Genomic DNA, 26,470 nt, shown 5'->3' on the forward strand with positions numbered 1-26,470 from the left:
TTGGCAGGTTCAGACAGGAAGCGGGCTGCGTTCGGAAAAATGGCCGCGCCAGTAGGGATAGTACGGATACGGTGTTTCGGTGGCGCTTGCGGCATCCAGCCGCGCTATCTGGCCGGTCGACAACTGCCAGCCGACGGCGCCCAGGTTCTGCTTCAGCTGCGCCTCGTTGCGCGCGCCGATCAATACGGTCGATACCGTGGGCCGCTGCAGCAGCCAGTTGATCGCCACCTGCGGGATCGCTTTTCCGGTTTCTCCGGCGATGTCTTCCAGCACGTCGAGGACGCGGAACAGGCGCGCTTCTTCGACGGGCGGGCCGATGTCGGCGGTGTCGTGCAGGCGACTGGTCGCGGGCAAGGGCTGGCCACGGCGCAGCTTGCCGGTCAGGCGTCCCCAGCCCAGCGGACTCCACACGACCGCGCCCACGCCCTGGTCGATGCCCAGCGGCATCAGTTCCCACTCGTAGTCGCGGCCGATCAACGAGTAGTAGGTCTGGTTGGCGACGTAGCGCGGCCAGCCATGACGATCGGCAATGCCCAGCGATTTCATCAGCTGCCAGCCGGAGAAGTTGGACACGCCCAGATAACGCACCTTGCCGGCGCGGACCAGATCGTCCAGCGTGGAGAGCGTCTCCTCGATGGGCGTCATCGCATCGAAGGCATGCAGTTGCAGCACGTCGAGATAGTCGGTGCCGAGCCGTTCCAGCGAGGCATCGACCGCCTTCAGCAGGCGCAGGCGCGAGGCGCCGGCATCGTTGGCGCCCCCGCCCAGGCGCAGCCCCGTCTTGCTGGACAGGATCGCCTGATCGCGACGGCCGCGCAGCGCTTCGCCAAGGATGGATTCGGATGCGCCATCGGAATACACGTCGGCGGTGTCGAAGAAGTTGAGGCCGGCATCGAGGCTGAGGTCGATCATCCGGCGCGCCTCCGCCACGTCGGTATTGCCCCACGCGCTGAACAGCGGGCCTTTGCCGCCGAAGGTGCCGGCGCCGAAGCCCAGCGCTGAAATCTTCAGGCCTGAGCGGCCGAGAAAACGGGTTTCCATGGAGGCGTCCGCGTAGAGGATGGAGAGGAGGGAGAAGGAGATCCGGGTTGTCAGGCGCACTCGCGGACCGGCAGTGCGTTCCGCGGCGGCAGGGCCTCCCGACGGTCGCGTGCGAGGCTCCATAGCGCCACCACGAAGGCGGAGGCCGGCACCAGCGCGGCGACCCACGGCAGGGCGGACAGGCCCAACCCCTGCGAGATCACCATGCCGCCCAGCCACGCGCCCAACGCGTTGCCGAGGTTGAACGCGCCGATGTTGAGGCTAGACGCCATGCTCTGCGCGCCACTGGCCTTCTGCAGTACCCACAACTGCAGCGGCGACACGGTGGCGAAGGCGGCAGCGCCGAGCAGGCCGGTGAACGCGATCATCGCCCACCGGCTTTCCAGCACGAAGGTCATCGCCCCCATCACCAGCGCCAGCAGGGCGAGCGTGCCGAGCAGCGCAGGCGCCAGGCGGCGGTCGGCGAAGCGGCCGCCGAGCAGGTTGCCGACGATCATGCCGACGCCGAACACCAGCAGGATCGGCGAGACCGCCGCATCGGCGAACCCGGTGACCTGCGTCAGCAGCGGCTGGATGTAGGTGTAGACGGTGAACATGCCGCCGAAGCCGAGGACGGTCATCAGCAGGCCCAGCAGCACCTGCGGGCGCGCGATCACGCGCAGTTCGTCGCGGAACGGCAGCGGCGCAGGCGCGCTGCGGTCCGTCGGCACCAGCGTGGCGATGATGAGCGTCGCCAGCACGCCGATCGCGGTGACCGCCCAGAACGTGGCGCGCCAGCCGAACTGCAGGCCCAGCCAGGCGCCCGCCGGCACGCCCAGCAGCGTCGCCACGGTCAGGCCGGTGAACATGATCGAGATGGCCGAGGCCTTCCGATCATCGCTGACCATGCCCGTGGCGACCACGGCACCCACGCCGAAGAACGTGCCGTGCGCGAGCGAGGTCACCACGCGCGCCGCCATCAACAGTTCGTAGTTCGGCGCCAGCGCGCAGGCCAGGTTGCCGAGCGTGAACACGATCATCAATGCCACCAGCACCGCCTTGCGCGGCATCCGGCTGGTGGCGGCGGTCAGCAGCGGTGCGCCCACGAACACGCCCAGCGCATAGCCGGAGATCAGCAGGCCGGCCGCCGCGATGGAGACCTGCAGGTCGGCGGCGACCTGCATCAGCAGGCCCATGATGACGAACTCGGTGGTACCGATGCCGAAGGCACCGGCCGTCAGGGCGTAGAGGCCCAGCGGCATGCGCGAGGTGGGGAGGGCGGTGGGAGACATGGGGAGAGGGGCGTCTTGGGAGGCGTGCAGGGTGCCGCTTCCTTGATCGACGAAAAACCGAGAAGATGGCGAATCACTTTCAATGGAAAATTGAAAATGGATCGTGTCGGCGACCTGACCCTGTTCCTGCGTGTGCTCGATCTGGGGTCGATCACCGCCGCCGCCCACAGCCTCGACCTGTCGGTGGCGGTGGCCAGCCAGCGCCTCAAGCGGCTGGAGAAGGAACTGGGCGTGCGCCTCCTGCACCGGACCACCCGTCGCCTGCATCCCACCCCCGAGGGCCTGGCGCTGGCCCAGCAGGGACGGGTGCTGGTCGAAGAACTGGAGTCGCTGGGCAGCGGCCTGCGCGAGGCCGCCAGCGAGGTCGCCGGCACGCTGCGGGTGACGATGTCGGCCTCGTTCGGGCGGCAGTACGTGTCGCCCCTGCTGCCGGCCTTTCTCGCCCGACATCCCAAGGTCCGCCTGAGCGTCCATCTCAGCGACAACGTCGTCGATCTGGTCAGCGAGGGCTTCGACCTCGCCATCCGCATCGGGGCCCTGGACGATTCGCGCCTGGTCGCCCGGCGCATCGCGCCCAACCGCCGCGTGCTGTGCGCCGCGCCGGATTACCTGCGCCGGCGCGGCATCCCCCTCACACCCGCACAGCTTGCCGACCACGACTGCCTGCTGCTTTTCGGCAGCGGCGGTCGCCAGGACGTATGGCGGCTGGGGACGCCGGACGGAGGCGAAGCGGCGGTACGCGTGCGCGGGCGCTTCGAGAGCAACTTCGGCGAAGTGCTGCGCGATGCCTCGTTGGCAGGGGAGGGCATCGTCGTGCACTCGCTGTGGCACGTTGCCGACGACCTGCGGGCGGGAAGGCTGGTCGTGGTACTGCCCGACTTCCCGTTGGCGACCACTGCGATCAGCGCCGTGATGCCGCAGCGGCGGCTGGTGCCGCCGCGGGTGCGCGCATTCGTGGATTTCCTGACCGCCCAGTTCGGCGACGATCCACCGTGGGAACGCGGGCTGGCGGTGTAGTCAGTCGTCGCCGAAGGCGAACGCGTCCAGCGCCAGCCCTCCCATTTCCACATCGCGATGGAGCAAACGCCCCTGGGCGCCTTCGCCCCCGGCGCCCAGTGCCACATGGAGCGGATAGAGGTGCTCGGTGGTGGGGTGGTTCTGGCGCGCGTAGGGCAGCGCGGTCCAGTCGATGGCCGTGGTCGCATCGCCCGCCAGCAGCGCGGCGCGCAGCGGACCGGTGAACGCCTCGACCCAAGGAAATGCCGGTGCCCGTCCGTGCTGCCAGTCCAGTGCCCGCAGGTTGTGCGAAAAACCGCCGGATCCGACGACCAGCACGCCTTCCTGACGCAGGGGTGCCAGCGACCGTCCAAGCAGGTAATGCCATTCGGCGCTCTGCGCGGGATTCACCGACAGCGCCACCACGGGAATGTCGGATGCGGGATACATGCGCCGCAACGGCACCCAGACACCATGGTCCAGGCCATGGTGATCGTCCACGCGCGCCTCGAACCCGGCCGCGGTCAGCCGTTCTGCGATGTCGTGCGCAAGCGCTGGCGCGCCCGCAGTGGGGTAGCGGATCTGGTACAGCGCGTCGGGAAAGCCGCCGAAATCGTGGATCGTGTCCGGCGTGGGCGTGGCGGTCAGTGTCGGTCGGGCATGGATGAAGTGCGCCGATGCGACGACGATGGCGCGCGGCCTGGGCAGCAAGGTGCCCAACTGGTCGAGAAAACGGCCGGTGGCAGAATCCTCGACCGCCAGCATGGGAGAGCCATGGGAGAGGAAGAGGCTGGGAAGCGGGCGGGCGAGGTCGGACGTGGTCATGACAGGAGAATCGGCCTTCGCCGCCGTGTTACCAAGAACCGGATCTGCACCGATGTGTTTTGTCCTTGGTGCGTGCGCCACACCGACCGACCGCCGGTCCGCATTCTTGGCGTCGGATGTGAAGATCTGCGTGAGTTCCCTTAAAGAGTGTTAACCTTGCCCAACTTGTTATGGTACCGTTAACACAGTCTTCACGTACCCCCGCATAATCTGTTCAGCAAGGCGACGGAAGCCTGTCGCCTCGGATAACAACTAGAAACGCCGCAAGCGAACCACTTCGGTTTCTCTACTACTGAACTTTTACAAGGAAAGGAGCTGCAAATGAACAAGAAGATTCTCTGCGCCGCGCTGCTGGGCGGCCTGAGCCTCGCCAACCATGCGATGGCGCAGGAGTTTGATGACCGCTGGTACCTGACCGGTTCCGCCGGTTTCAACCTGCAGGACGACGACCGCACCACCCGCAACGCCCCTTTCCTGGGACTGGGCCTGGGCAAGTTCATCAGCCCGAACTGGTCGCTGGACGGTGAGCTGAACTACCAGAACCCGAAGTTCGAAGACAACCGTGACGCCCTGTGGAGCCAGTACGGCATCTCGCTGGACCTGCGTCGCCACTTCGTCCAGGAAGGCCGTGGCTGGAACCCGTACATCGTGGCGGGCCTGGGCATGCAGCGTTCGGAAGAAGAGTCGCTGATCAACGCGTCCAACCAGCGTCGTGACAACAACCTCGCCGCCAAGCTGGGCGTCGGCCTGCAGACCACGCTCGACAAGCGCGTCGGCGTGCGCGCCGAGCTGGCCTACCGTGCCGACTTCGACGACCAGAGCGCCGCTGCTCCGCAGGAAGACTGGTTCGGCGACGTGCTGGCCTCGGTCGGCGTCGTGATCCCGCTGGGTCCGAAGGCCGAAGCCGCTGCCCCGCCGGCCCCGCCGGCTGCGCCGAGCTGCGCGGACCTGGACGACGACGGTGACGGCGTGAACAACTGCGACGACAAGTGCCCCGGTTCGCAGGCTGGCCAGACCATCGGTCCGGACGGCTGCCCGGTGCAGGTCTCGATCGACCTGAAGGGTGTGAACTTCGACTTCGACAAGTCGACCCTGCGTCCGGACGCGATCGCGATCCTGAGCGAAGCCGCCGAGATCCTGAAGCGCTACCCCGACCTGCGCGTCGAAGTGGCCGGCCACACCGATCTGTGCGGTGCGGACGCCTACAACCAGTCGCTGTCGCAGCGTCGTTCGCAGACCGTGTACGACTACCTGACCAACAACGGCGTCAGCGCCTCGCGTCTGGTGGGCCCGATCGGTTACGGCGAGAGCCGTCCGCTGGAGCCGACCTCGCAGACCCTGCCGGGCTGCAAGAACGAGCGTAACCGTCGTACGGAACTGAACGTCCAGAACTGATCGGACGCGCTTCCCGCAACACCCGAAGCCCGGCCTCGCGCCGGGCTTCGTTTTTTCGTCTGCCTGCATGGCGAATGCGTGATCGCGCTTCCGTCTTTGCGCATCGCCGCCTCGCAGGGCCGGCAATTTCTTGCCATGCCATGACGCGCTGCCTAAACTCCGGGCACGTCCAGTCGTGAATTCCCGGGAGTTGTGCCGATGCGTCGTCATGTGTTCGCCAGTGTGCTGTGCATCGCCGCGATCCCTGCCGCCTACGCGGCGCCCGACTGCAGCGGAAGCCTGGTGCCGGCGCCGCTGAAGACGCCCGCCACGGTGATCGCGCCGGTCGCGCCGGAATTCACTGCCGCTGCCACGCAACTGGGCGCGCCCTCCGGTGTACTGGCGTCGCATGCGTTCGACGAGTCGCAGTCGGTCGATCGCGTGCTGATGCGCCTGCGCATCGAGGGTTGCCGCAACGTCGCCAAAGCCTTGCCCGCCGCGCCGGCGGCCGCGACGGCCACCGCCAGCCCGGCGGCGTACCAGCCGAAGACCGCGCACGACAACACGCCGTGGCGGTTCGACATGAGCCAGAACGGCAAGCGCATGACCGCGGACGAGTTCGATGCGTGGATGAAATCCCGCGGCGTGCGGGTGGTGAAGGCCCCCGGCGCTCCGGCAGCGGCGCCTGCGCCGGAACCCGCCGAACCTGCCAAGAAAAACTGATTCGCGAACGGCCGGTTTTCCCGGCCGTTTTCCTGTCGGCTCTCCATGAAGACGCGCAAACCCCCTACCCGCGATGCCGCGCGTGCCGGGCGACCGCGTGCGCCCGCTGCGCACGCGACCCGTCACGGGCTCGCGCGCGTCCTCTCCAAGCAGGGCGTGTGTTCGCGCAGCGAGGCCGCCCGGTGGGTCGCCGAAGGCCGGGTGTCCGTCGATGGACGCATCATTCGCGATCCCGAGTTCCCGGTGGTCGCGGGCCGTGCCGTGATCCGGGTGGATGGCCAGGCGAGCGCGGTGCCGGAGCGCTGCTACCTGATGCTCAACAAGCCGCGCGGCCTGGTCACCACCGCACGCGACGAACAGGGGCGCGACACCGTCTATCGATGCCTGGATGGTGCGGCTCTGCCATGGCTCGCGCCAGTGGGCCGGCTGGACAAGGCCAGCGAAGGCCTGCTGCTGTTCACCAACGATCCCGCTTGGGCTGCCCGTATCACCGATCCCGCAACGGGCCCTGACAAGACGTACCACGTGCAGATCGACAGACTGCCGGATGACGTCCTGCTGCAGCAGTTGAAGGCCGGCGTACGCGTCGATGGCGAACATCTGTCCGCTCGCGACGTCCGGCTGCTGCGGAGCGGGGAGCGCAATGCGTGGCTGGAGATCGTGCTGGAGGAGGGACGCAACCGGCAGATCCGGCGCCTGCTGGCGGCGTTCGACGTCGGCGTGTTACGGCTCGTGCGCGTTGCGGTGGGGCCGCTGGCGCTGGGGGAACTGGGCAAGGGCGCATGGCGAATGCTTGAGGCGCATGAGCGCGAGGCGCTCGCGCCGACGGCCGGGCGTTGATTGCGCGACGGCGGTCCGGGTTCGCGGCCGGGCGGCTGCCTACACTCGCTCACGCTGACTTCGGGGAAACCACATGTACCGTTCGATCTTGCGCCTGCCGCTGTGCTGCGCCGTGCTGCTGACCTTCGGGCTGTCGACAGGCTGCGCTTCGAAATCGCCGACCGCCACGACGAAGCAGGCCGCTCCGGACGAGATCGTCACCGTCAAGGTCGGTCCGCACGGACATCGCTTCGACATGCAGCAGAACGGCCGCAGCATGACGGCCGAGGAATTCGATTCGTGGATGAAGGCCCGCGGCATCCGCGTGGCCAAAGGCGCGCCGGCGAAGCCGAAGAACGCCAGCGCCGCCAAGCGCGCCCGCTGATACGCGGACGCGCCGACGTATCGATCAGGCCTTCACCACGCCCAGTTCGCGACCGATACGGATGAAGGCGTCGATCGCGCGATCGAGGTGTTCGCGCGTATGCGCCGCGCTGATCTGCGTGCGGATGCGCGCCTGGCCCTTGGGCACCACCGGAAAGAAGAAGCCGATCGCATAGATCCCCTCCTCGAGCAGGCGTTCGGCGAACCGCTGCGCCAGCGGCGCGTCGTACAGCATCACCGGACTGATCGGGTGCACGCCCGGCTTGATGTCGAAACCGGCGGCGGTCATCTTCTCGCGGAAGTAGCGGGTGTTCTCCTGCAGCTGCTGGCGCAGGTGGCCGGCGGCGGACAGCATCTCGAAGGCCTTGATGCCTGCGGCCACGACGTGCGGCGGCAGCGAGTTCGAGAACAGATAGGGGCGCGAACGCTGGCGCAGCAGTTCGATCACTTCCTTCCGCGCGGTGGTGAAGCCGCCCAGCGCACCGCCCATCGCCTTGCCCAGCGTGCCGGTGATGATATCGATCCTGTCCAGCACGCCCTTCACCTCGGCCGAGCCACGACCCGTGCCGCCGAGGAAGCCGGTCGCATGGCATTCGTCGATGTGCACCAGGGCGCCGTACTTCCTCGCCAGTGTGGTGATCTCGTCCAGCGGGGCGATGAAGCCGTCCATCGAGAACACGCCGTCGGTGGTGATCAGCTTGGTCTTGCAGCCGGCGGCATCGGCGGCCTGCAGCTGTGCCTCCAGATCGGCCATGTCGCAGTTGGCGTAGCGGAAACGCTTTGCCTTGCATAGACGCACGCCGTCGATGATCGAGGCGTGGTTCAGCGCGTCGGAAATGATGGCGTCGTCTTCGCCCAGCAGCGGCTCGAACAGGCCGCCGTTGGCGTCGAAGCAGGCGGCGTAGAGGATGGTGTCCTCGGTGCCGAAAAAGTCGGCGATCGTCTGCTCCAGTTGCTTGTGCAGATCCTGCGTCCCGCAGATGAAGCGTACCGACGCCATGCCGAAGCCATGCGTGTCCAGCGCGTCCTTCGCCGCGGCGATGATGTCCGGGTGGTCGGCCAGGCCGAGGTAGTTGTTGGCGCAGAAGTTCAGCACCGTGCGGCCATCCGCCAGGGTGATCTCCGCCGACTGCGGGCTGGTGATGATCCGCTCGGACTTGAACAGGCCCTGGGCACGGATCTCGTCGAGGGTGGCGGCGTAGTGGGCGGTCAGGGAGGGGGCCATGGCACGGGGAGTGAGCGGGAAAGGCGTCATTCTACCCGCCGGCCGCAAGGCGCCCGGTCGCGTCATGCACGTACGGCATAAGCGCCCCCCGTTTCGTCATTTCCCTGCCTGCATGTGCGCACGCAGCATCGCCTCTCCGGCCCACGAAGGGGCCTTCACACGGGGAATAGCGGTCATGCGGACACACTCGGGCCCACGCAAGCGAAAAGGCAGCGGCGTCGCCATCCTGGGCGCTTTGGCCTGTTCGCTCGCTCTGCCCGTATCCGCACAGAGCCAGCCCACCGTGCAGGAACTGCTGCAACGACTGGAAGCGCTGGAGCGCCGTGTCGGCGATGCGCCGACGACGGCGGCGGCCGAAGGCGAGTCCGGACCGGCCACGCTGGGCGACCTGGATCAGCGGTTGCGCATCCTGGAGCGTCGTCTCGAACTGCAGCAGGAAGAAGCCGCGGCCAAGGCCAAGGACGCTCCCGTGGTCGCGGTGAACGACAAGGGCGCTTCGTTGAAGTCGGCCAATGGCGACTACGAGTTCAAGCTGCGCGCGCTGGTGCAGGGCGACGCGCGCTTCTTCCTCGACGACGACGCGGTGCCGCAGAACGACACCTTCCTGTTCCGCCGCATCCGCCCGACCATCGAGGGATCGCTCGGCAAGCTGGTGTCGTTCCGGCTGACGCCCGAGTTCGCCGGCGACAGCGCGACGATCGTCGACGCGTATGTGGACGTGAAGCTGGATCCGGCCTTCACCTTGCGCGCGGGCAAGGTCAAGGGGCCCATCGGACTGGAACGGCTGCAGTCCGGCGGCGCCATCGCCTTGATCGAGCGCAGTTTCCCCACCGAACTGGCGCCCAATCGCGATCTTGGCATCCAGGCGCAGTGCGAATTCGCGGAGGGGCGCGTCAGCTACGTGGCAGGCGTGTACAACGGTGCGCCCGACGGCCGGGATGCGGCGACCACCAATCCGGACAACGAATTCGAATATGCCGGCCGGGTGTTCTTCGAGCCTTTCAAGAACACCAGCAGTTCCTGGTCGGGCCTGGGTTTCGGCATCGCCGGCAGCATCGGCGACAAGCAGGGCACGGGCAACAACTTCCTCCCGCGCTATCGCACCCAGGGACAGGCGCAGTTCTTCAATTACCGCAGCGCGGTGGCCGCGGATGGCGAGCACAGCCGCATTTCGCCGCAGGGCTATCTGTATCGCGGCCGTTTCGGCCTTCTGGCGGAGTACATCGCGTCGAAGCAGGAACTGCTGGTCACCAGCGGCGCGGCGGCAGGCACGCGGGCGGATCTGGAAAATACCGCCTGGCAGGCGACCGCGAGCTGGGTACTGACGGGCGAAGATGCCAGCTACCGCGGCGTGGTGAAGCCGTCGAAGCCGTTCAGTCCCGGCAGCGGCTGGGGTGCGTGGGAACTGGTGGGCCGGTATGGTGAACTGGAGATCGACGACGGTGCCTTCCCGCTGTTCGCCGATCCGCTGGTCGCCGCGCGGCGCGCCAAGGCGTGGACGCTGGGCGTCAACTGGTACCTCACCAGCAACCTGAAGCTGGTCGTCAATTATCTTGATACGCAGTTCGAGGGCGGTGCCGTCGCCGGCGCGGATCGCGAAGACGAAAAGGCCGTGTTCTCGCGACTGCAGGTCGCCTTCTGATTCCCGGAGACAAGCCATGAAGATTTCCATCCAACGCCACCTCCGCAATGCCGTGCTCGCCTTCGGCCTGACCGTCGCCGCCGCGGCCGGCGCCAAGGACATCAAGCTGCTCAACGTGTCGTACGACCCGACGCGCGAGTTCTATCGCGAGTTCAACGCCGCCTTCGCCGCCGACTGGCAGAAGACCAAGGGGCAGAAGGTCAGCATCGAGACCTCGCACGGCGGTTCCGGCAAGCAGGCGCGCTCGGTCATCGACGGCCTGGAGGCCGACGTGGTGACGCTGGCGCTGGCCTACGACGTCGATTCCATCGCCCAGCGCGCCAAGCTGTTCCCGGCCAACTGGCAGTCGCGCCTGCCGGAGAACAGCGCGCCGTACACCTCGACGATCGTGTTCCTGGTGCGCAAGGGCAATCCGAAGAAGATCCGCGACTGGCACGACCTGGTGAAGCCCGGCATCTCGGTGATCACGCCGAATCCGAAGACCTCCGGCGGCGCGCGCTGGAACTACCTGGCGGCATGGGCGTACGGCCTGAAGATCTTCAAGGGCGACGAAGCCAAGACGCGCAACTTCGTACGCGGCCTGTTCCGCAACGTGCCGGTGCTCGACACCGGCGCGCGCGGCGCGACCACCACCTTCGTCCAGCGTGGCATCGGCGACGTGCTGCTGGCATGGGAGAACGAAGCGTTCCTGTCGATCGAGGAACTGGGGCCGGACAAGTTCGACATCGTGGTGCCGTCGCTGTCGATCCTGGCCGAGCCACCGGTGGCGCTGGTCGACCGCAACGTCGACAAGCATGGCACGCGCGAGGCGGCGCAGGCCTACCTGAAGTACCTGTATTCGCCGACCGGACAGCGCCTGGCCGCCAAGCACTACTACCGCCCGCGCTATCCGCAGTACGCGGCGCCCGAAGACGTCGCGCGCTTCCCCAAGCTGGAACTGGTGACGATCGACGGCGTCTTCGGCTCCTGGGCGAAGGCCCAGGCCACGCATTTCGCCGACGGCGGCGTGTTCGACCAGATCCAGGCGAAGTAACGTGGCGGCAGTGCACCCCTGGCCGGCGAAGGCGCGCGCCAGGCGCGTCATTCCCGGGTTCGGCCTCAGCCTGGGTTATACGCTGGCCTGGCTGGGGCTGATCGTGCTGATTCCGCTGGTCGGCGTCTTCGTCAAGGCCAGCGGACTGGGGCTGGCGGGTATCTGGGCGATCTGGACCGAGCCGCGCGTGCTGGCGGCGCTGCGCATCAGTTTCGGCACCGCGCTGGCCGCCGCCGCATTCAATGCGGTGATGGGTACGCTGGTCGCCTGGGTCTTCGTGCGCTACCGCTTCCCGGGCAAGCGGGTGTTCGACGCGATGATCGACCTGCCTTTCGCCTTGCCCACCGCCGTGGCCGGCATCGCGTTGACGGCGCTGTACGGGCCGACGGGCTGGCTTGGGCAATGGCTGGAAGCGGCCGGCATCAAGGTCGCGTACACGCCGCTCGGCATCACCGTGGCGCTGGTGTTCATCGGCCTGCCGTTCGTGGTGCGCGTGGTGCAGCCGGTGCTGGCGGAGATTGAGACCGAACTCGAGGAAGCGGCCGCCACGCTCGGTGCGAACCGCTGGCAGGCCGTGCGCCACGTGGTGCTGCCGACGCTGTGGCCGGCCGTGCTGGCCGGCTTCGCACTGGCCTTCGCGCGCGGCGTGGGTGAATACGGCTCGGTGATCTTCATCGCCGGCAACCTGCCGGGCGTGTCGGAGATCGCGCCACTGCTGATCACCATCAAGCTGGAGGAGTTCGACTACGAAGGCGCCACGGCGATCGCGGCGGCCATGTTGCTCCTGTCGTTCGCGCTGTTGCTGCTGATCAACACGCTGCAGGCACGCCTGCAGCGCACCGGCAAGCGGGCGGGGGGCTAACATGGGCGACACCCTCTCCGCCGTCATCGCCATTCCCCCGGAGTCGTCCGCCGTGGAAGCGCCCGCACGTTCCGTCCGCCGCCATGCCGCCACCACCGAGCCCGTCTGGGTGCAGGTACTGCTGGTGCTGGGTGCGCTCGGTTTCCTGCTGTCGTTCCTGCTGCTGCCGCTCGCGCTGGTGTTCGTCGAAGCATTGCGTGGCGGCTGGACGGCGTTCGTCGCGGCGGTCAGCGAAGCGGATGCGCTCGCGGCAGTCGAGCTGACGCTGCTGGTGACCGCGATCGTCGTGCCGCTCAACCTCGCCTTCGGCGTGGCGGCGGCGTGGGCGGTCAGCAAGCACGAGTTCCGCGGCAAGCGCTGGCTGGTGACATTGATAGACCTGCCGTTCGCGGTGTCGCCCGTGGTTGCCGGCCTGATCTACGTGCTGATCTTCGGCGCGCAGGGCTGGGCCTACTCGCTGATCGACGAGGGCTGGCATTTCACCTTGCCGCTGCTGGGCGACCTGCATTGGCAGTTGCCGAAGATCATCTTCGCGCTGCCGGGCATCGTGCTGGCGACGGTCTTCGTGACGTTCCCGTTCATCGCGCGCGAGCTGATGCCGCTGATGGAACAGCAGGGCACGGACGAGGAACTGGCCGCGCTCAGCCTGGGCGCCAGTGGCTGGCAGACGTTCTGGCGGGTGACGCTGCCGAACATCCGCTGGGCGCTGCTGTACGGCGTGTTGCTGTGCAGTGCGCGCGCGCTCGGCGAGTTCGGCGCGGTGTCGGTGGTGTCGGGCCACATCCGCGGGCGCACCAACACGCTGCCGCTGCATGTGGAAATCCTCTACAACGAGTACGCGTACAGCGCCGCATTCGCCGCGGCCTCGCTGCTGGCGCTGACCGCACTGGTCACGCTGGTGCTGAAGACCTGGCTGGAATGGCGCCACGGCGAAGCGCTGGCCGCCAACCACCGTCACTAGGAAAGGCCAAGACCATGGGCATCAAGATCGAACACCTGGGCAAGCGGTTCGGCAGCTTCGCGGCGCTGGACGACGTGTCGCTGGACATCCGCCAAGGCGAACTGCTGGCGCTGCTTGGCCCGTCGGGCTCCGGCAAGACCACGTTGCTGCGCGTGATCGCCGGCCTGGAGCAGGCCGATAGCGGCCGCGTGCTGTTCGACGGCGAGGACGCGACCCGCCTCAGTGTGCAGGCACGGCGCGCGGGTTTCGTGTTCCAGCACTACGCGCTGTTCCGCCACCTGACGGTGGAGGAGAACATCGCCTTCGGCCTGCGCGTCCGCAAGGGGCGCGATCGCGTGCCCGATGCCACGATCCGCGCGCGCGTGGCGGAACTGCTGTCGCTGGTGCAACTGGACGGATTCGGCGCGCGTTATCCCGCACAGTTGTCGGGCGGCCAGCGGCAGCGCGTGGCGCTGGCGCGCGCGCTGGCCATCGAGCCGCGCGTGCTGCTGCTGGACGAACCGTTCGGTGCGCTCGATGCACAGGTACGCCGCGACCTCAGGCGCTGGTTGCGCGAACTGCATGACCGCACCGGGCTGACCACGATTTTCGTGACCCACGATCAGGAAGAAGCGCTGGAACTCGCGGACCGCGTGGCCATCCTCAATCGCGGCCGGATCGAACAGCTCGGCAGTCCGGCCGATGCCTATGACCTTCCCGCGTCGCCGTTCGTCTATTCGTTCGTCGGCGCGGTGAACCGCATGCCGGCGCAGTGGGACGATGGAGCGCTGCGGGTCGCGGGTCTGCCGCTGCAACCCCAGGGCCGGGCGGGCCAGGGCGAGGCGGAGGTCTATGTGCGGCCAGAAGATCTGCATCTGGTGGACGCGGCCACGCCGGCGGCGTGGCCGGCGACGATCATCGGGGCACAGCGGACCGGGCCACGCCTGCGCCTGCGCACGCATCTGGCGGACAGCGACGTCGAGCTGGATGTCGAGCTGCCGGCCGAACGCGAGGGCCCCGCTACTGCACCGGGCCAAGCGGTTCGCTTGGCACCAAAACGGTTCGGATGGTTTCCCCGTGACGGTGCAACGGCACCAGTGTGATGCGATATAAGCCACTGAATTAATTGAAAAAGAAACCAATTTTCTAGGGTCTTGTCGAGCACTTGACGCAAGCGATTGGTGCGGCGCACTATCGGGGCGCAGTTAAAAAACCGTGAAGCCGTGATGACGGTTTAACTCACGGCCAACGCCCAACACGCCAGGAGAACTCCGGATGACGCCCGCCAAGCTCTGCACCGCCCTCGCTACTGCTCTGCTGCTTACCCTGCCCATGGTGGCCTTCGCCCAAGAGGCGGAAGAAGAAGCGCCCCTGATCAACTGGTCGCTCGCGGCGACGTCCGACTATGCATGGCGCGGCGTGTCGCAATCGGATGAGAACCCGACGGCCCAAGCGGGCATCACGTTCAATATTCCGGGCGGCTTCTATGCTGGCGCTTGGGGCTCAGGCGTTGACTTCGGAGGCAACGATCCCAAAGCTGAGATCGACTACTTCGTCGGCTACAACGTGGACTTCAGCGACAGCGTCAACTTCGACGTCATGGTAAACCGCTACACCTATCCGGATGCGGCCGGTCTCAACTTTGCCGAACTGATCACCAAGACGACCTTCGCTGAGACCTACAGCCTGACGGTCGCCTATAGCGACGATTTCGGCGGCACGGATGAGGACGCTTGGTACTTCAATGCCGGCGGCGAGTGGGGCCTGCCCAACGACTACAGCTTCAATGCCGGTGTCGGCTACAACAAGACAGAAGACGCGCTGGGAGAGAACTACGTGGACTGGAACCTGGGTTTCAGCAAGAGCTGGGGCATGGTGTCGGCCTCGCTCGGCTACGTTGGCACGAACGGCAAGGGCGACGACCTGTTCGGTAAGTTCGCCGATGACCGCGTGGTGTTCACACTCAGCGTCGGCAACTGAGTCCACCCGCGCTGAAAAAGAAAGGGCGCCGCGAGGCGCCCTTTCTCGTTCACCGGCCCCGGGGAGCATCAGTTCCAGCTCAACACCACCTTGCCCGCCTTGCCCTGTTCCATCAGGTCGAAACCCTTCTGGAAATCGTCGATCGGCAACTGGTGGGTCAGCACCTTGCCCAGAGGGAAGCCGCTGAGCACCAGTTGCGTCATCTTGTACCAGGTCTCGTACATCTTGCGGCCATAGATGCCCTGCACGGTGAGGCCCTTGAAGATGATCTTGTCCCAGTCGCAGCCGGCGCCCTTGGGCATGATGCCGAGCATGGCGATCTTGCCGCCGTGGTACATGCAGTCGAGCATGTCGTTGAAGGCGCGCGGGTTGCCGCTCATCTCCAGGCCCACGTCGAAGCCTTCCATGTGCAGGTCGGCCATCACGTCCTTCAGCGAGGTGTTGGACACGTTGACCACGCGTGTGGCCCCCATGTCGGCGGCCAGCTTCAGGCGGAAGTCGTTGACGTCGGTGACCACCACGTTGCGCGCACCGATGTGCTTGCAGATGCCGGCGGCGATGATGCCGATCGGGCCCGCGCCGGTGATCAGCACGTCCTCGCCGACCACGTCGAATTCCAGCGCGCAGTGCGCCGCGTTGCCGTAGGGGTCGAAGAACGCCGCCAGTTCCGAGGGGATCTGGTCCGGGATCGGCCACAGATTGCTGGCCGGCATCACCATGTACTCGGCGAAGGCGCCGTTGCGGTTCACGCCGATGCCGACGGTGTTCGGGCACAGGTGCTGGCGGCCGCCGCGGCAGTTGCGGCAATGGCCGCAGACGATGTGGCCCTCGGCCGACACGCGCTGGCCGACCTCGTAACCGGTCACCGCCGAGCCCAGCTGCGCGATGCGGCCGACGAATTCGTGGCCTATCGTCAGGCCCGGCTTGATGGTGCGCTGGCTCCACTCGTCCCACAGGTAGATGTGCAGGTCGGTGCCGCAGATGGCGGTCTTCTCCAGCTTCACCAGCACCTCGTTGGGACCGGGCTGCGGAACCGGCAGCTCCTCCATCCAGATGCCTTTGCCGGCTTCGCGCTTCACCAGCGCCTTCATCGTCTGTGCCATCGGACGTCGATCCAGGGTAATGAGGGCGCGGATTATACGCCCCGCCCCTGCCGGCCCTGCTGCGGCGGTCCTTGACAGGCGCGACGCTCGGGGCGCGCTGCCGGCGTAGGGCATAAGTCATGGTCGGGCGCGATGACGGGTTCATTACAATCGGAACTTTCCTGCCAGTCCCGGGGTTTTCATGCGTCCGAACCTGCTCGCCGCCGCCATCGCGGTTCCCTTGTCCCTGCTCGCCGCCCAGGTTGCCCATGCCGGCGAAGGCATGTGGGTGCCGCAGCAACTGCCCGAAATCGCCGGCCCGCTGAAGAAGGCAGGGCTGAAGCTGTCGCCGCAGCAGCTTTCCAACCTGACCGGCGATCCGATGGGTGCGGTGGTCGCGCTGGGCGGCTGCACCGCCAGTTTCGTGTCGCCGAACGGCCTGGTCGTGACCAACCATCACTGCGCCTATGGTGCGATCCAGCTGAACTCCACGCCGGAGAACAACCTGATCAAGAACGGCTTCAACGCCCCCACCCCGGGCGATGAAGTCAGCGCGGGACCGAATGCCCGCGTGTTCGTACTGGACGAGATCACCGACGTGACCAAGGACGCGAAAGCGGCCATCGCATCGGCGGGCGACGATCCGCTGGCGCGTACGAAGGCGCTGGAAACGTTCGAGAAGAAGCTGATCGCGGACTGCGAGGCCGATGCCGGGTTCCGCTGCCGCCTGTACAGCTTCTCCGGCGGCAATACCTATCGCCTGTTCAAGAACCTGGAGATCAGGGACGTGCGCCTCGCCTACGCGCCGCCGGGCAGCGTGGGCAAGTACGGCGGCGACATCGACAACTGGATGTGGCCGCGCCACACTGGCGACTTCGCCTTCTACCGCGCCTACGTGGGCAAGGACGGCAAGCCGGCCGCGTTCTCGAAGGACAACGTGCCGTACCGGCCGAAGCATTGGCTGAAGTTCGCCGACCAGCCGCTGGGCGAGGGCGACTTCGTCATGGTGGCCGGCTACCCGGGTTCGACCAACCGGTATGCGCTCGCGGCCGAGTTCGACAACACGGCGGCGTGGACCTATCCCACCATCGGCCGCCACTACAAGAATCTCATTGCACTGGTCGGCGAAGCGGGCAAGAAGAATCCCGATATCCAGGTGAAGTACGCCAGCACGATGGCGGGCTGGAACAACACCAGCAAGAACTACGACGGTCAGCTGGAAGGCTTCAAGCGTATCGACGCGGCCGGCCAGAAGCAGGCGGAAGAGGCCGCCGTGCTGGCCTGGCTGAAGGGGCAGGGAGGCAAGGGTCAGGCCGCACTCGCGGCGCACGCCCGGTTGCTCGATCTGCTTGAGCAGGGCAAGGCGACGCGCGAGCGCGACCTGATCCTGGGGCAGTTCCACAATACCGCCACCGTCGGCACGGCCGCGCAGCTGTACCGCCTGTCGATCGAGCGCGAGAAGCCCAACGCCGAACGCGAATCGGGTTACCAGGAGCGCGATCTGCCGGCCATCGAGGGCGCGCAGAAACAGCTCGAGCGACGCTACGTGGCGGCGATGGACCGCCAGCTGCAGGAGTACTGGTTGAACGAGTACCTCAAGTTGCCGGCGAACCAGCGCGTCGCCGCTGTCGATGCCTGGCTGGGCGGCAACGACGCGGCCGCCGTGAAGCGTGCGCTCGATCGCCTGGCCGGCACGAAGCTCGGCAGCACCGACGAGCGGCTGAAATGGTTCGCCGCCGATCGAAAGGCGTTCGAAGCCAGCAGCGACCCGGCCATCCAGTACGCCGTCGCCGTCATGCCGACGCTGCTGAAGCTGGAGCAGGAGCGCAAGACGCGCGCCGGCGAGAACCTCGCCGCACGCCCGGTCTACCTGCAGGCGCTGGCGGACTACAAGAAGAGCCAGGGGGAGTTCGTCTATCCGGACGCCAACCTGTCGCTGCGCATCACCTTCGGCAACGTCATGGGCTACGCGCCGAAGGATGGCGTGGAGTACACCCCGTTCACCACGCTGGAAGGCGTGGTCGCCAAGGAAACGGGGCAGGATCCGTTCGACTCGCCGAAGGCGCTGCTCGACGCGGTGGCGGCCAAGCGTTACGGCGGACTCGAAGACAAGCGTCTTGGCTCGGTGCCGGTGAACTACCTGTCGAACCTGGACATCACCGGCGGCAATTCGGGCTCGCCGGTGCTCGACGCGCACGGCAAGCTGATCGGCCTGGCCTTCGACGGCAACTGGGAGTCGGTCAGTTCCAACTGGGTGTTCGACCCGAAGATGACCCGCATGATCGCCGTGGACGGCCGTTACCTGCGCTGGATCATGCAGGAGGTCTACCCGGCGCCGCAGCTGCTGACGGAAATGGGCGTCGGCAAGTAACACCTGCAACTGAGCGGAGGGTACGGGACGGGAGCGGTTATCATCCGCTCCCGTCTTCGTTTCCGGCCGTCGGAACAGACACGGACTCGTCATACCCACCGGAACACTCCGCATGCGCATCCTGCTTGCCCGTCATGGCGAAACGCCGTGGAACGCCGAAGGCCGCTACCAGGGCCAGATCGATATCCCGTTGTCGCCGGTCGGCGAAGGCCAGGCCACGGCGCTGGGCCAGCGACTGAAAGGCGTGCGCATCGATCGTGCAGTAGCCTCGCCGCTGTCGCGCGCGCAGCTCACCGCGAAGCTGGCGCTGGGGGACGCGCGCGCAGACATGCTGCAGACGGACGCGGACCTGCAGGAAATCGCCCACGGCGAATGGGAAGGTCTGCTGGCCAGCGAGATCCAGGACAAGGATCCGGCGCGCCTGCTCGCCTGGCGCGAGGAGCCCGACACCGTGCTGATGCCGGGCGGCGAATCGCTGCGCCAGGTGCTCGACCGTTCGTGGCGGGGGCTGGCGCGCGCCACCGAAGGCCTGGGCGACGACGACACCCTGCTGATCGTGGCGCACGATGCGGTCAACCGCGTCCTGCTGTGCCGCATCCTCGGCCTGCCGATCGCCAAGCTGTGGAGCTTCCGCCAGGCGCCCACCACGCTCAACCTGCTCGAAGGCCCGTCGGTGGATCAGCTGGAAGTCGTGCGCCTCAACGACTGCGCGCACCACACGCCGTTCTTCGGCGAAGCGAAGCATCGGGCGCTGTAACCGGTTCTGCGCCGCACGCCGGGAGGCGGCGTGTCTCCGTCGGTGCGCGAAACCATCGGGTACGATGCGTTCCGCGATCCGACCCGAGAGGAATCCGATGACGAGAATCTGGCTGGCGGCCCTGCTGGGCACAATGCTGCCGCTGCACGCATTCGCCGACGCCGCCGTGCGGCGCGTCGATCCGCAGGTCATCGAATCGCCCCCGCCACGATATCCGCCGGAGGCCGCGCGTGGCGGTTTCGCGGGGACGAGCGTTTTGCTCCTCGCCATCTCGGCAACCGGACAGGTCACGGAGGTGCAGGTCGAACAGTCGGCGGGCCATCCCGCGCTGGACGCGGCGGCGGTCGAGGCCGCGCGTGCCTGGAGGTTCGCCCCCGCCCTCGAGAACGGACGTGCGGTCGTCTCGCGCGTCAGGATGCCGGTCGACTTCGGATTGGGCGACGAGAAAATCTACGACGCGTTCCTTGCGCAGATGACGGCTGCGGACTGGGTATCCGTCGGGCCTGCGGACGAGCACGGCCACTTGCCTGGATATCTTCCCGATCCGCAGCCGATTCCCGGGGCGACCGCGGGCGAGGCCATCGACTTGCTGCTGGCGCGAGGCACGGCACACCAGGTGCAGGGGACGCCGCCGGGCATGGCGCTCTACGCGGTGGCCGACGGCAAGGAGTACAGCCAATGGTGGATCCATGGGCAGGGTGCATCCCGTTCCATTGTCAGACGTCGGCTCGCCACCGATGGCCAACATGGCTTCCTGGTGACCCGCGTGTTCTGCGGCGTTGCCGACAGCCATGACTGTCTGGTGCTGCAGGCCGCGGAGCAGGTAGCTCGGCCGCAGCGGACCATCAAGCTGCCGGCTTCGCAGAGCGCGACGCCGGGGGATCGTCTGCCGTGACCCCGTCCCGCGACCTGCCGGCGTGGCTCGCCTACATCGAACAGCAGCATCCCAGGTCCATCGAGATGGGCCTGGAGCGCATGCGCGTGGTTGCCGGGCGGCTGTCGCTCGGCAAGCCCGCCACGTGCGTCATCACCGTCGGTGGGACCAACGGCAAAGGCTCGACGGTCGCCTTCATCGAGGCCATCGCACGCAGTGCCGGCTGGAGGGTGGGTACGTACACCTCGCCGCACCTGCTGCGCTACAACGAACGCGTGCGCATCGAGGGCGCGGATGCCGACGATGCGCTGCTGGTCGAGGCGTTCGAAGTCGTCGAAGCCGCGCGGGGCGGCACGCCGCTGACCTATTTCGAATTCGGCACGCTGGCGGCGTTATGGTTGCTCGAGCGCGCGGAACTCGACCTCGCCGTCCTGGAGATCGGACTGGGCGGACGACTGGATGCGGTGAACATCGTCGATCCCGATGTCGCCGTCATCACCACCGTCGACATCGACCATACCGACTGGCTGGGCCACGACCGCGAGACGATCGGCGCCGAGAAGGCCGGCATCGCCCGCGCGTGGAAGCCGCTGGTGCTGGGCGAGGTGGATTCGCCGTCCAGCGTGCTGCGCCACGCCTATGCCATCGGGGCCAACGCGCTGCGCCTGGGCAGCGACTTCTTCCACGAGCCGATCGACAGCCAGCGCTGGCGCTGGCGCGAGGTCGGCGCCGAACTGGAACTGCCGGCACCGGCATTGTCCGCACCGTCCCAGCGCGCGAATGCGGCGACCGCGATCGCCGCGCTGCGCGCGTTGCCCGGCGAGACGCTGCCGGACGACGCGTTCGCCCGAGGCGTGGCCTCGGCGGCGTTGCCGGGCCGGCTGCAGCGGCTGGCGCGCGATGGCGTGGATGTGGTGCTGGATGTCGGGCACAACCCGCAGGCGGCACGCGACCTGGCGGTATGGCTGCAGGCGCATCCGATCACGGGCGCGACCCGCGTGGTGTTCGCCGCGCTCGCCGACAAGGATGTGCGCAGCGTGGTCGACGCGTTCGCCGGTGCGCCGCTGACGTGGTTCCTGGCGGGGCTGTCGTCGGGTCCGCGCTCGCAGACGGCCGAACACCTGGCGGCCCGCCTGGACGACGCAATCGCGGCGGCGCCGAGCCTGCACGCCAGCGTGGACGACGCCTTGCGCGCCGCGCTCGATGCCTCCGCGTCCGGCGATCGCGTGCTGGTGTTCGGCTCGTTCCATACCGTGGCCGATGCGATGCGCGTCCTGCATTCAGGTCGATGACGGATAGCGCGCGGGGGCGCGCCGTATAATCGCCGCGGCATTCCCGCCGCAGCAGCCGTGGACCTGGATGGATACTGCCCTGAAACAGCGCCTGATCGGCGCCGTCGTGCTGGTGGCCCTGGCCGTCATCTTCCTGCCCATGCTGGTGAAAGGACCCGCGCCCGACAGCGGCGTGTCCGATGTGCCGCTGGACGTTCCGCCTGCACCCGGCGGCGAATTCGAAACGCGCGAACTGCCGCTGGTGACGCCGGGCAACGCGCCCGCCACGGGCGCGGTGGGGCTGCAAGGCCAGGTCGCCGCGCCCGCTGCCGAACCGGCGCCGGCCTCCGGCACCCTGCAGCCGGCCGTGACTGCCGGCGGCAACTTCGCCGTCAGTTTCGGTGCCTACGCCACGCAGGCCGACGCCGACGCCGTGCTGGCCCGCGTGAAGCAGGCCAAGCTGCCGGGCTTCGTCGAGCCGGCGACCATCAATGGCAAGCCGGCCTTCCGGGTACGCGTGGGTCCTTACGCCGATCGTCCGCAGGCCGAAGCCGCACGACTGGACGCCATCAAGATCCGCGGCGATGTCAACGCGCAGGTGGTGACGCTGGACGCCGAGACCCCCACGCCGGCCGCGAATCCGCCCGCACCGGCAGCGTCCGCATCGACCGCCGCTGCGGCAACCGCCACGCCTGCCGTCACCACGCAAGCGTTGCCGCCCGAACCGGTCAAGCCGACGCCGAAGCCGGCACCCCCGGAATCGAAGCCGGTCGTTAAGACGCCCACCGAGACCAAGCCCGTATCGCCGTCGGCCAGCACGCCGGTTGCCACGACGCCCAAGCCCGCCGAGGCGCCCAAGCCGGCCGCCTCCGACACCGGCTTCGCCGTGCAGTTGGGTGCCTTCTCGAATGCGGCCGACGCCAACGCGTTGCGCGACCGTGCGCGTGGCGCCGGCTTCAGCGCCTTCGTCGAACAGGTCCGCACCGACAAGGGCACGCTGAGCCGCGTGCGCGTGGGTCCTGTCGCCAACCGTGCCGATGCCGACCGTCTGAAGGCGCAAGTCGCCTCGAAGATCGGGGTCGACGGCATGGTGCGCCCGCATCCTTGATGGCATCACGCCGCCGCACGACGGATAGCCGCAGGCGCGCGGCATGAGCGCGCTCGACCTGACGCTCCTGGCGATCATCGGCGTGTCGACGCTGTTCGGCCTGATGCGCGGGTTCATCAGCGCGCTGGCGTCGATGGTCGCCTGGTTGCTGTCCGGCTGGGTCGCCTTCCATTACGGCGGTGACGTGGCGCGCTGGTTGTCCAGCGACGGCCCGCCCTCGGCCAGCGAACTGCTAGGTGGTTACGCACTGAGTTTCATCGGCGTGATGGTCGTCGTCGGACTGACCGGGTGGGCGATCCGCCATCTGCTCAAGTCGGTCGGCCTGTCCGGCCTGGATCGTGCACTGGGGCTTGCGCTGGGTCTGGTGCGCGGAGCCTTCGTCGCCTGCATCGTGCTGCTGCTGGCGGCTTTCAGCGATCTGCCCGGCGAACCTGAATGGCATCGTTCGTCCGTGGTCCCGGTGTTGCTGCCGGGCGCGCAATGGCTGGCGCAATGGTTGCCGGAATGGACTGTGCAGGAACTGGACTTTGGCAACGGGCGCCCGGCGGGCGATAATGCGCGCCTGCGAAACCTGCTGCCCCTGCCGCTGGAAGAATCCGGCGCATCGCAGGAGCGTGTCCCACCGACCGCCTCGCCCGCGTCGAAACCGGAGTAGATCCACCATGTGCGGCATCGTCGGAATCGTCGGCAACCAGAACGTCGCCGGCCAGCTTTATGACGGGCTGACCGTCCTCCAGCACCGCGGACAGGACGCCGCCGGCATCGCGACCGCCGACGGTACGCGCCTGCGCGTGCACAAGGACAACGGGCTGGTGCGGGACGTGTTCAACGCCAAGGCGATGAGCGTGCTGGAAGGCCGCGTGGGCATCGCCCATTGCCGCTATCCGACAGCGGGCTCGGAAGGTATGGACGAGGCGCAGCCGTTCTACGTCAACTCGCCGTACGGCATCGCGCTGGCGCACAACGGCAACCTGATCAATACCGAGTCGCTGCGGCAGGACGTGTTCGCGCAGGACCGCCGCAACATCAACACCGATTCGGACAGCGAAGTGCTGCTGAACGTGTTCGCGCACGAGCTGGACCTGCAGCGCACGCTGACGCCGGAAGCGGCGATCCGCGCGGTCGCCGGCGTGCACCGTCGCGTCAAGGGCGGCTATGCCGTCGTCAGCGTGGTGCTGGGCCTGGGCCTGGTCGCGTTCCGCGACCCGCACGGCATCCGTCCGCTGGTGCTGGGCAAGCGCGAGCACGGCGAAGGCACCGAGTACATCATCGCGTCGGAATCGGCTGCGCTCGACATCCTCGGTTTCGTCCGCATGCGCGACGTGCAGCCGGGCGAGGCGATCGTGATCACCGCGCGCGGCGAGCTGTTCAGCGAGATCGTCGCCGACGCGCCCGAGCATGCGCCGTGCATCTTCGAGTACGTGTACTTCGCGCGCCCGGATTCGATGATCGACAACGTGTCGGTGCACAAGGCGCGCATGCGCATGGGCGTGAAGCTGGGCGAGAAGATCCTGCGCCTGCGTCCCGACCACGACATCGACACCATCATCCCGATCCCGGACACCTCGCGCGACGCCGCGCTGGAGATCTCCAACGTGCTGGGCGTGAAGTACCGCGAGGGGTTCATCAAGAACCGCTACGTCGGCCGCACGTTCATCATGCCGGGGCAGGGCGAGCGGGTGAAATCGGTGCGCCGCAAGCTCAACCCGATCAACCTGGAGTTCCGCAACCGCGTGGTGCTGCTGGTCGACGATTCCATCGTGCGCGGCACGACGTCCAAGCAGATCGTGCAGATGGCGCGCGACGCCGGTGCCCGCAAGGTCTACCTGGCCAGCGCCGCGCCGCCGGTCCGTCACCCCAATATCTACGGCATCGACATGCCGGCCGCGGACGAACTGGTGGCGCACAACCGCACCGTCGAAGACATCGAGCGCGAACTGGGCTGCGACTGGTTGATCTACCAGGACCTCGAGGATCTGGAAGCCGCCGTGCGCGAGGGCAACCCGAACCTGTCCGACTTCGATTCCTCCTGCTTCGACGGCGAGTACGTCACCGGGATCGAACCGGGCTACTTCGAGCGCATCGAGCAGGCCCGCTCGGACGAGGCCAAGCGCAAGCGCCGCGTCGGCTGACGCGGCGAGGCTGGGCATGGCCACGCTGTTCGAGGCTGCGCGCGCCTGCCTGGATGCGGCGGACGTCGACACCAAGGTCGCGCTGACGCAGCACTACGCCGATGCCTTCGCGCGCGGTGAACTCGACGTTCCCGATGGTGCACCGCCTCCGGAGCCCATCCGTGCGCCGGGGAGACCTGTGAAGCCGACGCTGGTGCATCCGCGCGACCTGCCGCGCCGCGGGCTGGGCAGCGTGCTGGGCAGGGCGGCTTTCATCCATGCGATCGCGCACATCGAGCTGAATGCCATCGACCTGGCGTGGGACGCGGCGTACCGCTTCCGCGGATTGCCGCACGACTTCTACGCGGACTGGGTACAGGTCGCGCACGACGAGTCGCGCCATTTCGTCCTGCTGCGCGACCGGTTGCGCGAGCTGGGGCACGACTACGGCGACTTCGATGCCCACAACGGCCTGTGGGAAATGACCGAGAAGACGGCGCACGACGGTCTGGCGCGGATGGCGCTGGTACCGCGCGTGCTCGAGGCGCGCGGCCTCGATGTCACGCCCGGCATGATCGTCAAGCTGCGCGACCTGGGCGACGACACCACGGTCGCGATCCTCGACCTGATCCTGCGCGAGGAGGTCGCGCATGTCGCCGCTGGATCCCGCTGGTATCGCTGGCATTGCGCGCAGCGCGGCATCGAACCGCGTGCGCGCTTCCGCGAACTGCTGAAGGAGTACGCGGGCGGCTACCTGCACGGTCCGTTCAATATCGAAGCGCGCCTGCTGGCCGGCTTCGACGAAGACGAGCTGGCGGCGCTGGAAGCGCCCTAGCCGCAACGGTGCGGGGAGGCAGGTGTGGGAGCGACGTAAGTCGCGATGATGGTGCCGCGGTAGTTCATCGTGACTTACGTCGCTCCCACAGGCGACATCCCTTCCATACCGGCGCTCAGAGCGAATCCAGCGCCATGCCCTCCGACTCCACCCGCAGTACCGATCCCTGTTCGTACCAGTCGCCCAGCACGATGCGCCGGCACGCATGATCGCCGACGGTGAGGTCGTGGATCGCGGGCCGGTGCGTATGGCCGTGGATCATGGTGTCGATGCCGAACTGCGCGAACGTCGCCTCCACGGTGGCCGGTGCCACGTCGGTCAGCGTTTCGAACTGCGCCTTGTCGTTCTGCTTCATGCCCCCCTGGTGGGCGGCACTGGCCGCACGCGCCTGCGCCGCGAACGCCAGCCGTGCCGCGAGCGGCTGCGCAAGGAACTGCGCCTGCCAGGCCGGGTCGCGTGTCTGCGCACGAAACGCCTGGTATGCGGTATCGCCGGTGCACAGGAGGTCACCGTGCATCAGCAGGGTCGGCCTCCCGTACAGCATGACCATGGCCGGGTCGGGCAGGATGCGCATGCCGGCCCGCCGTGCGAATGCATCGCCCAGCAGGAAATCGCGGTTGCCGCGGATGAAGAACACCGGCACGCCCGCGTCGGCCACCTCGCGGATGCGGGCGGCCACGTAGGCGCCGGTCTCGGACGGATCGTCATCGCCCACCCAGGCTTCGAACAGGTCACCGAGGATGTAGAGCGCATCGGCCCGCAAGCCTTCCTCCTGCATGAACGCACCAAACAGTTCGGTGACGGCAGGGCGTTCGGCGTCCAGGTGCAGGTCGGAAATGAAGAGCGTCGTCATGGTGCGATTCTAAGCCTTGCCTCTCGGCTTCATTCACTCGGCAGGTGCCCCGACTTCCGCCGACCGGGCGCGGCCGGCGTCCCCACGCGGTAA

General features: G+C 67.6%; 25 protein-coding genes. 19 read left to right on the forward strand and 6 right to left on the reverse strand.

The genetic code is table 11. The annotated features are described in order from the left end of the window. Positions 1 to 9: 9 nt before the first annotated feature. Both AC1Q5B_RS08585 and AC1Q5B_RS08590 read right to left on the reverse strand, forming a co-directional pair. On the reverse strand, positions 10 to 1,041 hold the full coding sequence (locus tag AC1Q5B_RS08585) for an aldo/keto reductase (protein WP_492631268.1): 1,032 nt from the start codon (positions 1,039 to 1,041) through the stop codon (positions 10 to 12). A 50-nt stretch (positions 1,042 to 1,091) separates the two neighbouring features. Then, the gene (locus AC1Q5B_RS08590; RefSeq protein WP_492631269.1) at positions 1,092 to 2,312 is read right to left on the reverse strand and encodes an MFS transporter; all 1,221 of its coding nucleotides are present in this window, start codon (positions 2,310 to 2,312) and stop codon (positions 1,092 to 1,094) included. 96 nt (positions 2,313 to 2,408) lie between these two features. Here AC1Q5B_RS08590 and AC1Q5B_RS08595 point away from each other — a divergent pair, with 96 nt between their 5' ends. Beyond that, a complete protein-coding gene (locus tag AC1Q5B_RS08595) occupies positions 2,409 to 3,329 on the forward strand; it encodes a LysR family transcriptional regulator (RefSeq protein ID WP_492631270.1) in 921 nt (306 codons plus the stop codon). Here AC1Q5B_RS08595 and AC1Q5B_RS08600 read toward each other — a convergent pair whose 3' ends face one another. Continuing rightward, positions 3,330 to 4,133, reverse strand: a complete 804-nt coding sequence (locus AC1Q5B_RS08600) for a dioxygenase family protein (protein ID WP_492631271.1) — start codon at positions 4,131 to 4,133, stop codon at positions 3,330 to 3,332. Positions 4,134 to 4,454: 321 nt separating this feature from the next. On the opposite strand from AC1Q5B_RS08600, the gene AC1Q5B_RS08605 reads away from it, so the two are divergent. From AC1Q5B_RS08605 to AC1Q5B_RS08620, 4 genes are all read left to right on the forward strand, one after another. Continuing rightward, positions 4,455 to 5,528, forward strand: a complete 1,074-nt coding sequence (locus AC1Q5B_RS08605) for an OmpA family protein (protein ID WP_492631272.1) — start codon at positions 4,455 to 4,457, stop codon at positions 5,526 to 5,528. A 198-nt stretch (positions 5,529 to 5,726) separates the two neighbouring features. Beyond that, positions 5,727 to 6,230, forward strand: coding sequence for a hypothetical protein (locus tag AC1Q5B_RS08610; RefSeq protein WP_492631273.1), 504 nt, complete (start codon positions 5,727 to 5,729; stop codon positions 6,228 to 6,230). Between the two features lie 45 nt (positions 6,231 to 6,275). Beyond that, positions 6,276 to 7,070 (forward strand): pseudouridine synthase, encoded by a 795-nt coding sequence (locus tag AC1Q5B_RS08615; RefSeq protein ID WP_492631274.1) that lies wholly within the window; start codon positions 6,276 to 6,278, stop codon positions 7,068 to 7,070. Between the two features lie 73 nt (positions 7,071 to 7,143). Continuing rightward, positions 7,144 to 7,434: a hypothetical protein gene (locus tag AC1Q5B_RS08620; RefSeq protein WP_492631275.1), complete on the forward strand. Its 291-nt coding sequence runs from the start codon at positions 7,144 to 7,146 to the stop codon at positions 7,432 to 7,434. Positions 7,435 to 7,458: 24 nt separating this feature from the next. Here the strand turns inward: AC1Q5B_RS08620 and kbl are convergent, their stop codons facing one another. Beyond that, a complete protein-coding gene (gene kbl, locus AC1Q5B_RS08625; protein ID WP_492631276.1) occupies positions 7,459 to 8,658 on the reverse strand; it encodes a glycine C-acetyltransferase in 1,200 nt (399 codons plus the stop codon). 175 nt (positions 8,659 to 8,833) lie between these two features. Between kbl and AC1Q5B_RS08630 the strand changes: the two genes are divergently transcribed. The 6 genes from AC1Q5B_RS08630 to AC1Q5B_RS08655 all read left to right on the forward strand — a co-directional run bounded on the left by AC1Q5B_RS08630 (position 8,834) and on the right by AC1Q5B_RS08655 (position 15,115). Next, on the forward strand, positions 8,834 to 10,300 hold the full coding sequence (locus AC1Q5B_RS08630; protein WP_492631277.1) for an OprO/OprP family phosphate-selective porin: 1,467 nt from the start codon (positions 8,834 to 8,836) through the stop codon (positions 10,298 to 10,300). A 16-nt stretch (positions 10,301 to 10,316) separates the two neighbouring features. After that, the gene (locus AC1Q5B_RS08635) at positions 10,317 to 11,333 is read left to right on the forward strand and encodes a sulfate ABC transporter substrate-binding protein (protein WP_492631278.1); all 1,017 of its coding nucleotides are present in this window, start codon (positions 10,317 to 10,319) and stop codon (positions 11,331 to 11,333) included. Position 11,334: 1 nt separating this feature from the next. Beyond that, positions 11,335 to 12,195 (forward strand): sulfate ABC transporter permease subunit CysT, encoded by an 861-nt coding sequence (gene cysT / locus AC1Q5B_RS08640; RefSeq protein ID WP_492631279.1) that lies wholly within the window; start codon positions 11,335 to 11,337, stop codon positions 12,193 to 12,195. A gap of 1 nt (position 12,196) precedes the next feature. Beyond that, a complete protein-coding gene (cysW, locus tag AC1Q5B_RS08645) occupies positions 12,197 to 13,156 on the forward strand; it encodes a sulfate ABC transporter permease subunit CysW (protein ID WP_492631280.1) in 960 nt (319 codons plus the stop codon). 14 nt (positions 13,157 to 13,170) lie between these two features. Next, entirely contained in the window at positions 13,171 to 14,238 is a 1,068-nt protein-coding gene (locus tag AC1Q5B_RS08650) for a sulfate/molybdate ABC transporter ATP-binding protein (RefSeq protein WP_492631281.1), read from the forward strand. 172 nt (positions 14,239 to 14,410) lie between these two features. Beyond that, a complete protein-coding gene (locus AC1Q5B_RS08655; protein WP_492631282.1) occupies positions 14,411 to 15,115 on the forward strand; it encodes a TorF family putative porin in 705 nt (234 codons plus the stop codon). 68 nt (positions 15,116 to 15,183) lie between these two features. Here AC1Q5B_RS08655 and tdh read toward each other — a convergent pair whose 3' ends face one another. Continuing rightward, a complete protein-coding gene (gene tdh / locus AC1Q5B_RS08660; RefSeq protein WP_492631283.1) occupies positions 15,184 to 16,218 on the reverse strand; it encodes an L-threonine 3-dehydrogenase in 1,035 nt (344 codons plus the stop codon). 181 nt (positions 16,219 to 16,399) lie between these two features. Between tdh and AC1Q5B_RS08665 the strand changes: the two genes are divergently transcribed. From AC1Q5B_RS08665 to AC1Q5B_RS08700, 8 genes are all read left to right on the forward strand, one after another. Further along, positions 16,400 to 18,568: a S46 family peptidase gene (locus tag AC1Q5B_RS08665; RefSeq protein WP_492631284.1), complete on the forward strand. Its 2,169-nt coding sequence runs from the start codon at positions 16,400 to 16,402 to the stop codon at positions 18,566 to 18,568. 112 nt (positions 18,569 to 18,680) lie between these two features. Further along, the gene (locus AC1Q5B_RS08670) at positions 18,681 to 19,325 is read left to right on the forward strand and encodes a histidine phosphatase family protein (RefSeq protein ID WP_492631285.1); all 645 of its coding nucleotides are present in this window, start codon (positions 18,681 to 18,683) and stop codon (positions 19,323 to 19,325) included. 64 nt (positions 19,326 to 19,389) lie between these two features. After that, positions 19,390 to 20,220, forward strand: coding sequence for an energy transducer TonB (locus tag AC1Q5B_RS08675; protein WP_492631286.1), 831 nt, complete (start codon positions 19,390 to 19,392; stop codon positions 20,218 to 20,220). Continuing rightward, positions 20,217 to 21,491, forward strand: a complete 1,275-nt coding sequence (gene folC, locus AC1Q5B_RS08680; RefSeq protein ID WP_492631287.1) for a bifunctional tetrahydrofolate synthase/dihydrofolate synthase — start codon at positions 20,217 to 20,219, stop codon at positions 21,489 to 21,491. Before AC1Q5B_RS08675 ends, folC begins: the two co-directional genes overlap by 4 nt. 67 nt (positions 21,492 to 21,558) lie before the next feature. After that, positions 21,559 to 22,578, forward strand: a complete 1,020-nt coding sequence (locus tag AC1Q5B_RS08685) for an SPOR domain-containing protein (RefSeq protein ID WP_492631288.1) — start codon at positions 21,559 to 21,561, stop codon at positions 22,576 to 22,578. Positions 22,579 to 22,621: 43 nt separating this feature from the next. Beyond that, on the forward strand, positions 22,622 to 23,233 hold the full coding sequence (locus tag AC1Q5B_RS08690) for a CvpA family protein (protein WP_492631289.1): 612 nt from the start codon (positions 22,622 to 22,624) through the stop codon (positions 23,231 to 23,233). A gap of 7 nt (positions 23,234 to 23,240) precedes the next feature. Further along, positions 23,241 to 24,710, forward strand: coding sequence for an amidophosphoribosyltransferase (gene purF / locus AC1Q5B_RS08695; RefSeq protein WP_492631290.1), 1,470 nt, complete (start codon positions 23,241 to 23,243; stop codon positions 24,708 to 24,710). Between the two features lie 16 nt (positions 24,711 to 24,726). After that, positions 24,727 to 25,524 (forward strand): ferritin-like domain-containing protein, encoded by a 798-nt coding sequence (locus AC1Q5B_RS08700; RefSeq protein ID WP_492631291.1) that lies wholly within the window; start codon positions 24,727 to 24,729, stop codon positions 25,522 to 25,524. Positions 25,525 to 25,639: 115 nt separating this feature from the next. Here AC1Q5B_RS08700 and lpxH read toward each other — a convergent pair whose 3' ends face one another. Continuing rightward, positions 25,640 to 26,377, reverse strand: a complete 738-nt coding sequence (gene lpxH / locus AC1Q5B_RS08705) for a UDP-2,3-diacylglucosamine diphosphatase (RefSeq protein ID WP_492631292.1) — start codon at positions 26,375 to 26,377, stop codon at positions 25,640 to 25,642. Between the last annotated feature and the right edge of the window lie 93 nt (positions 26,378 to 26,470).

It is taken from the genome of Pseudoxanthomonas sp. GW835-FHT14C01, from assembly GCF_058793715.1.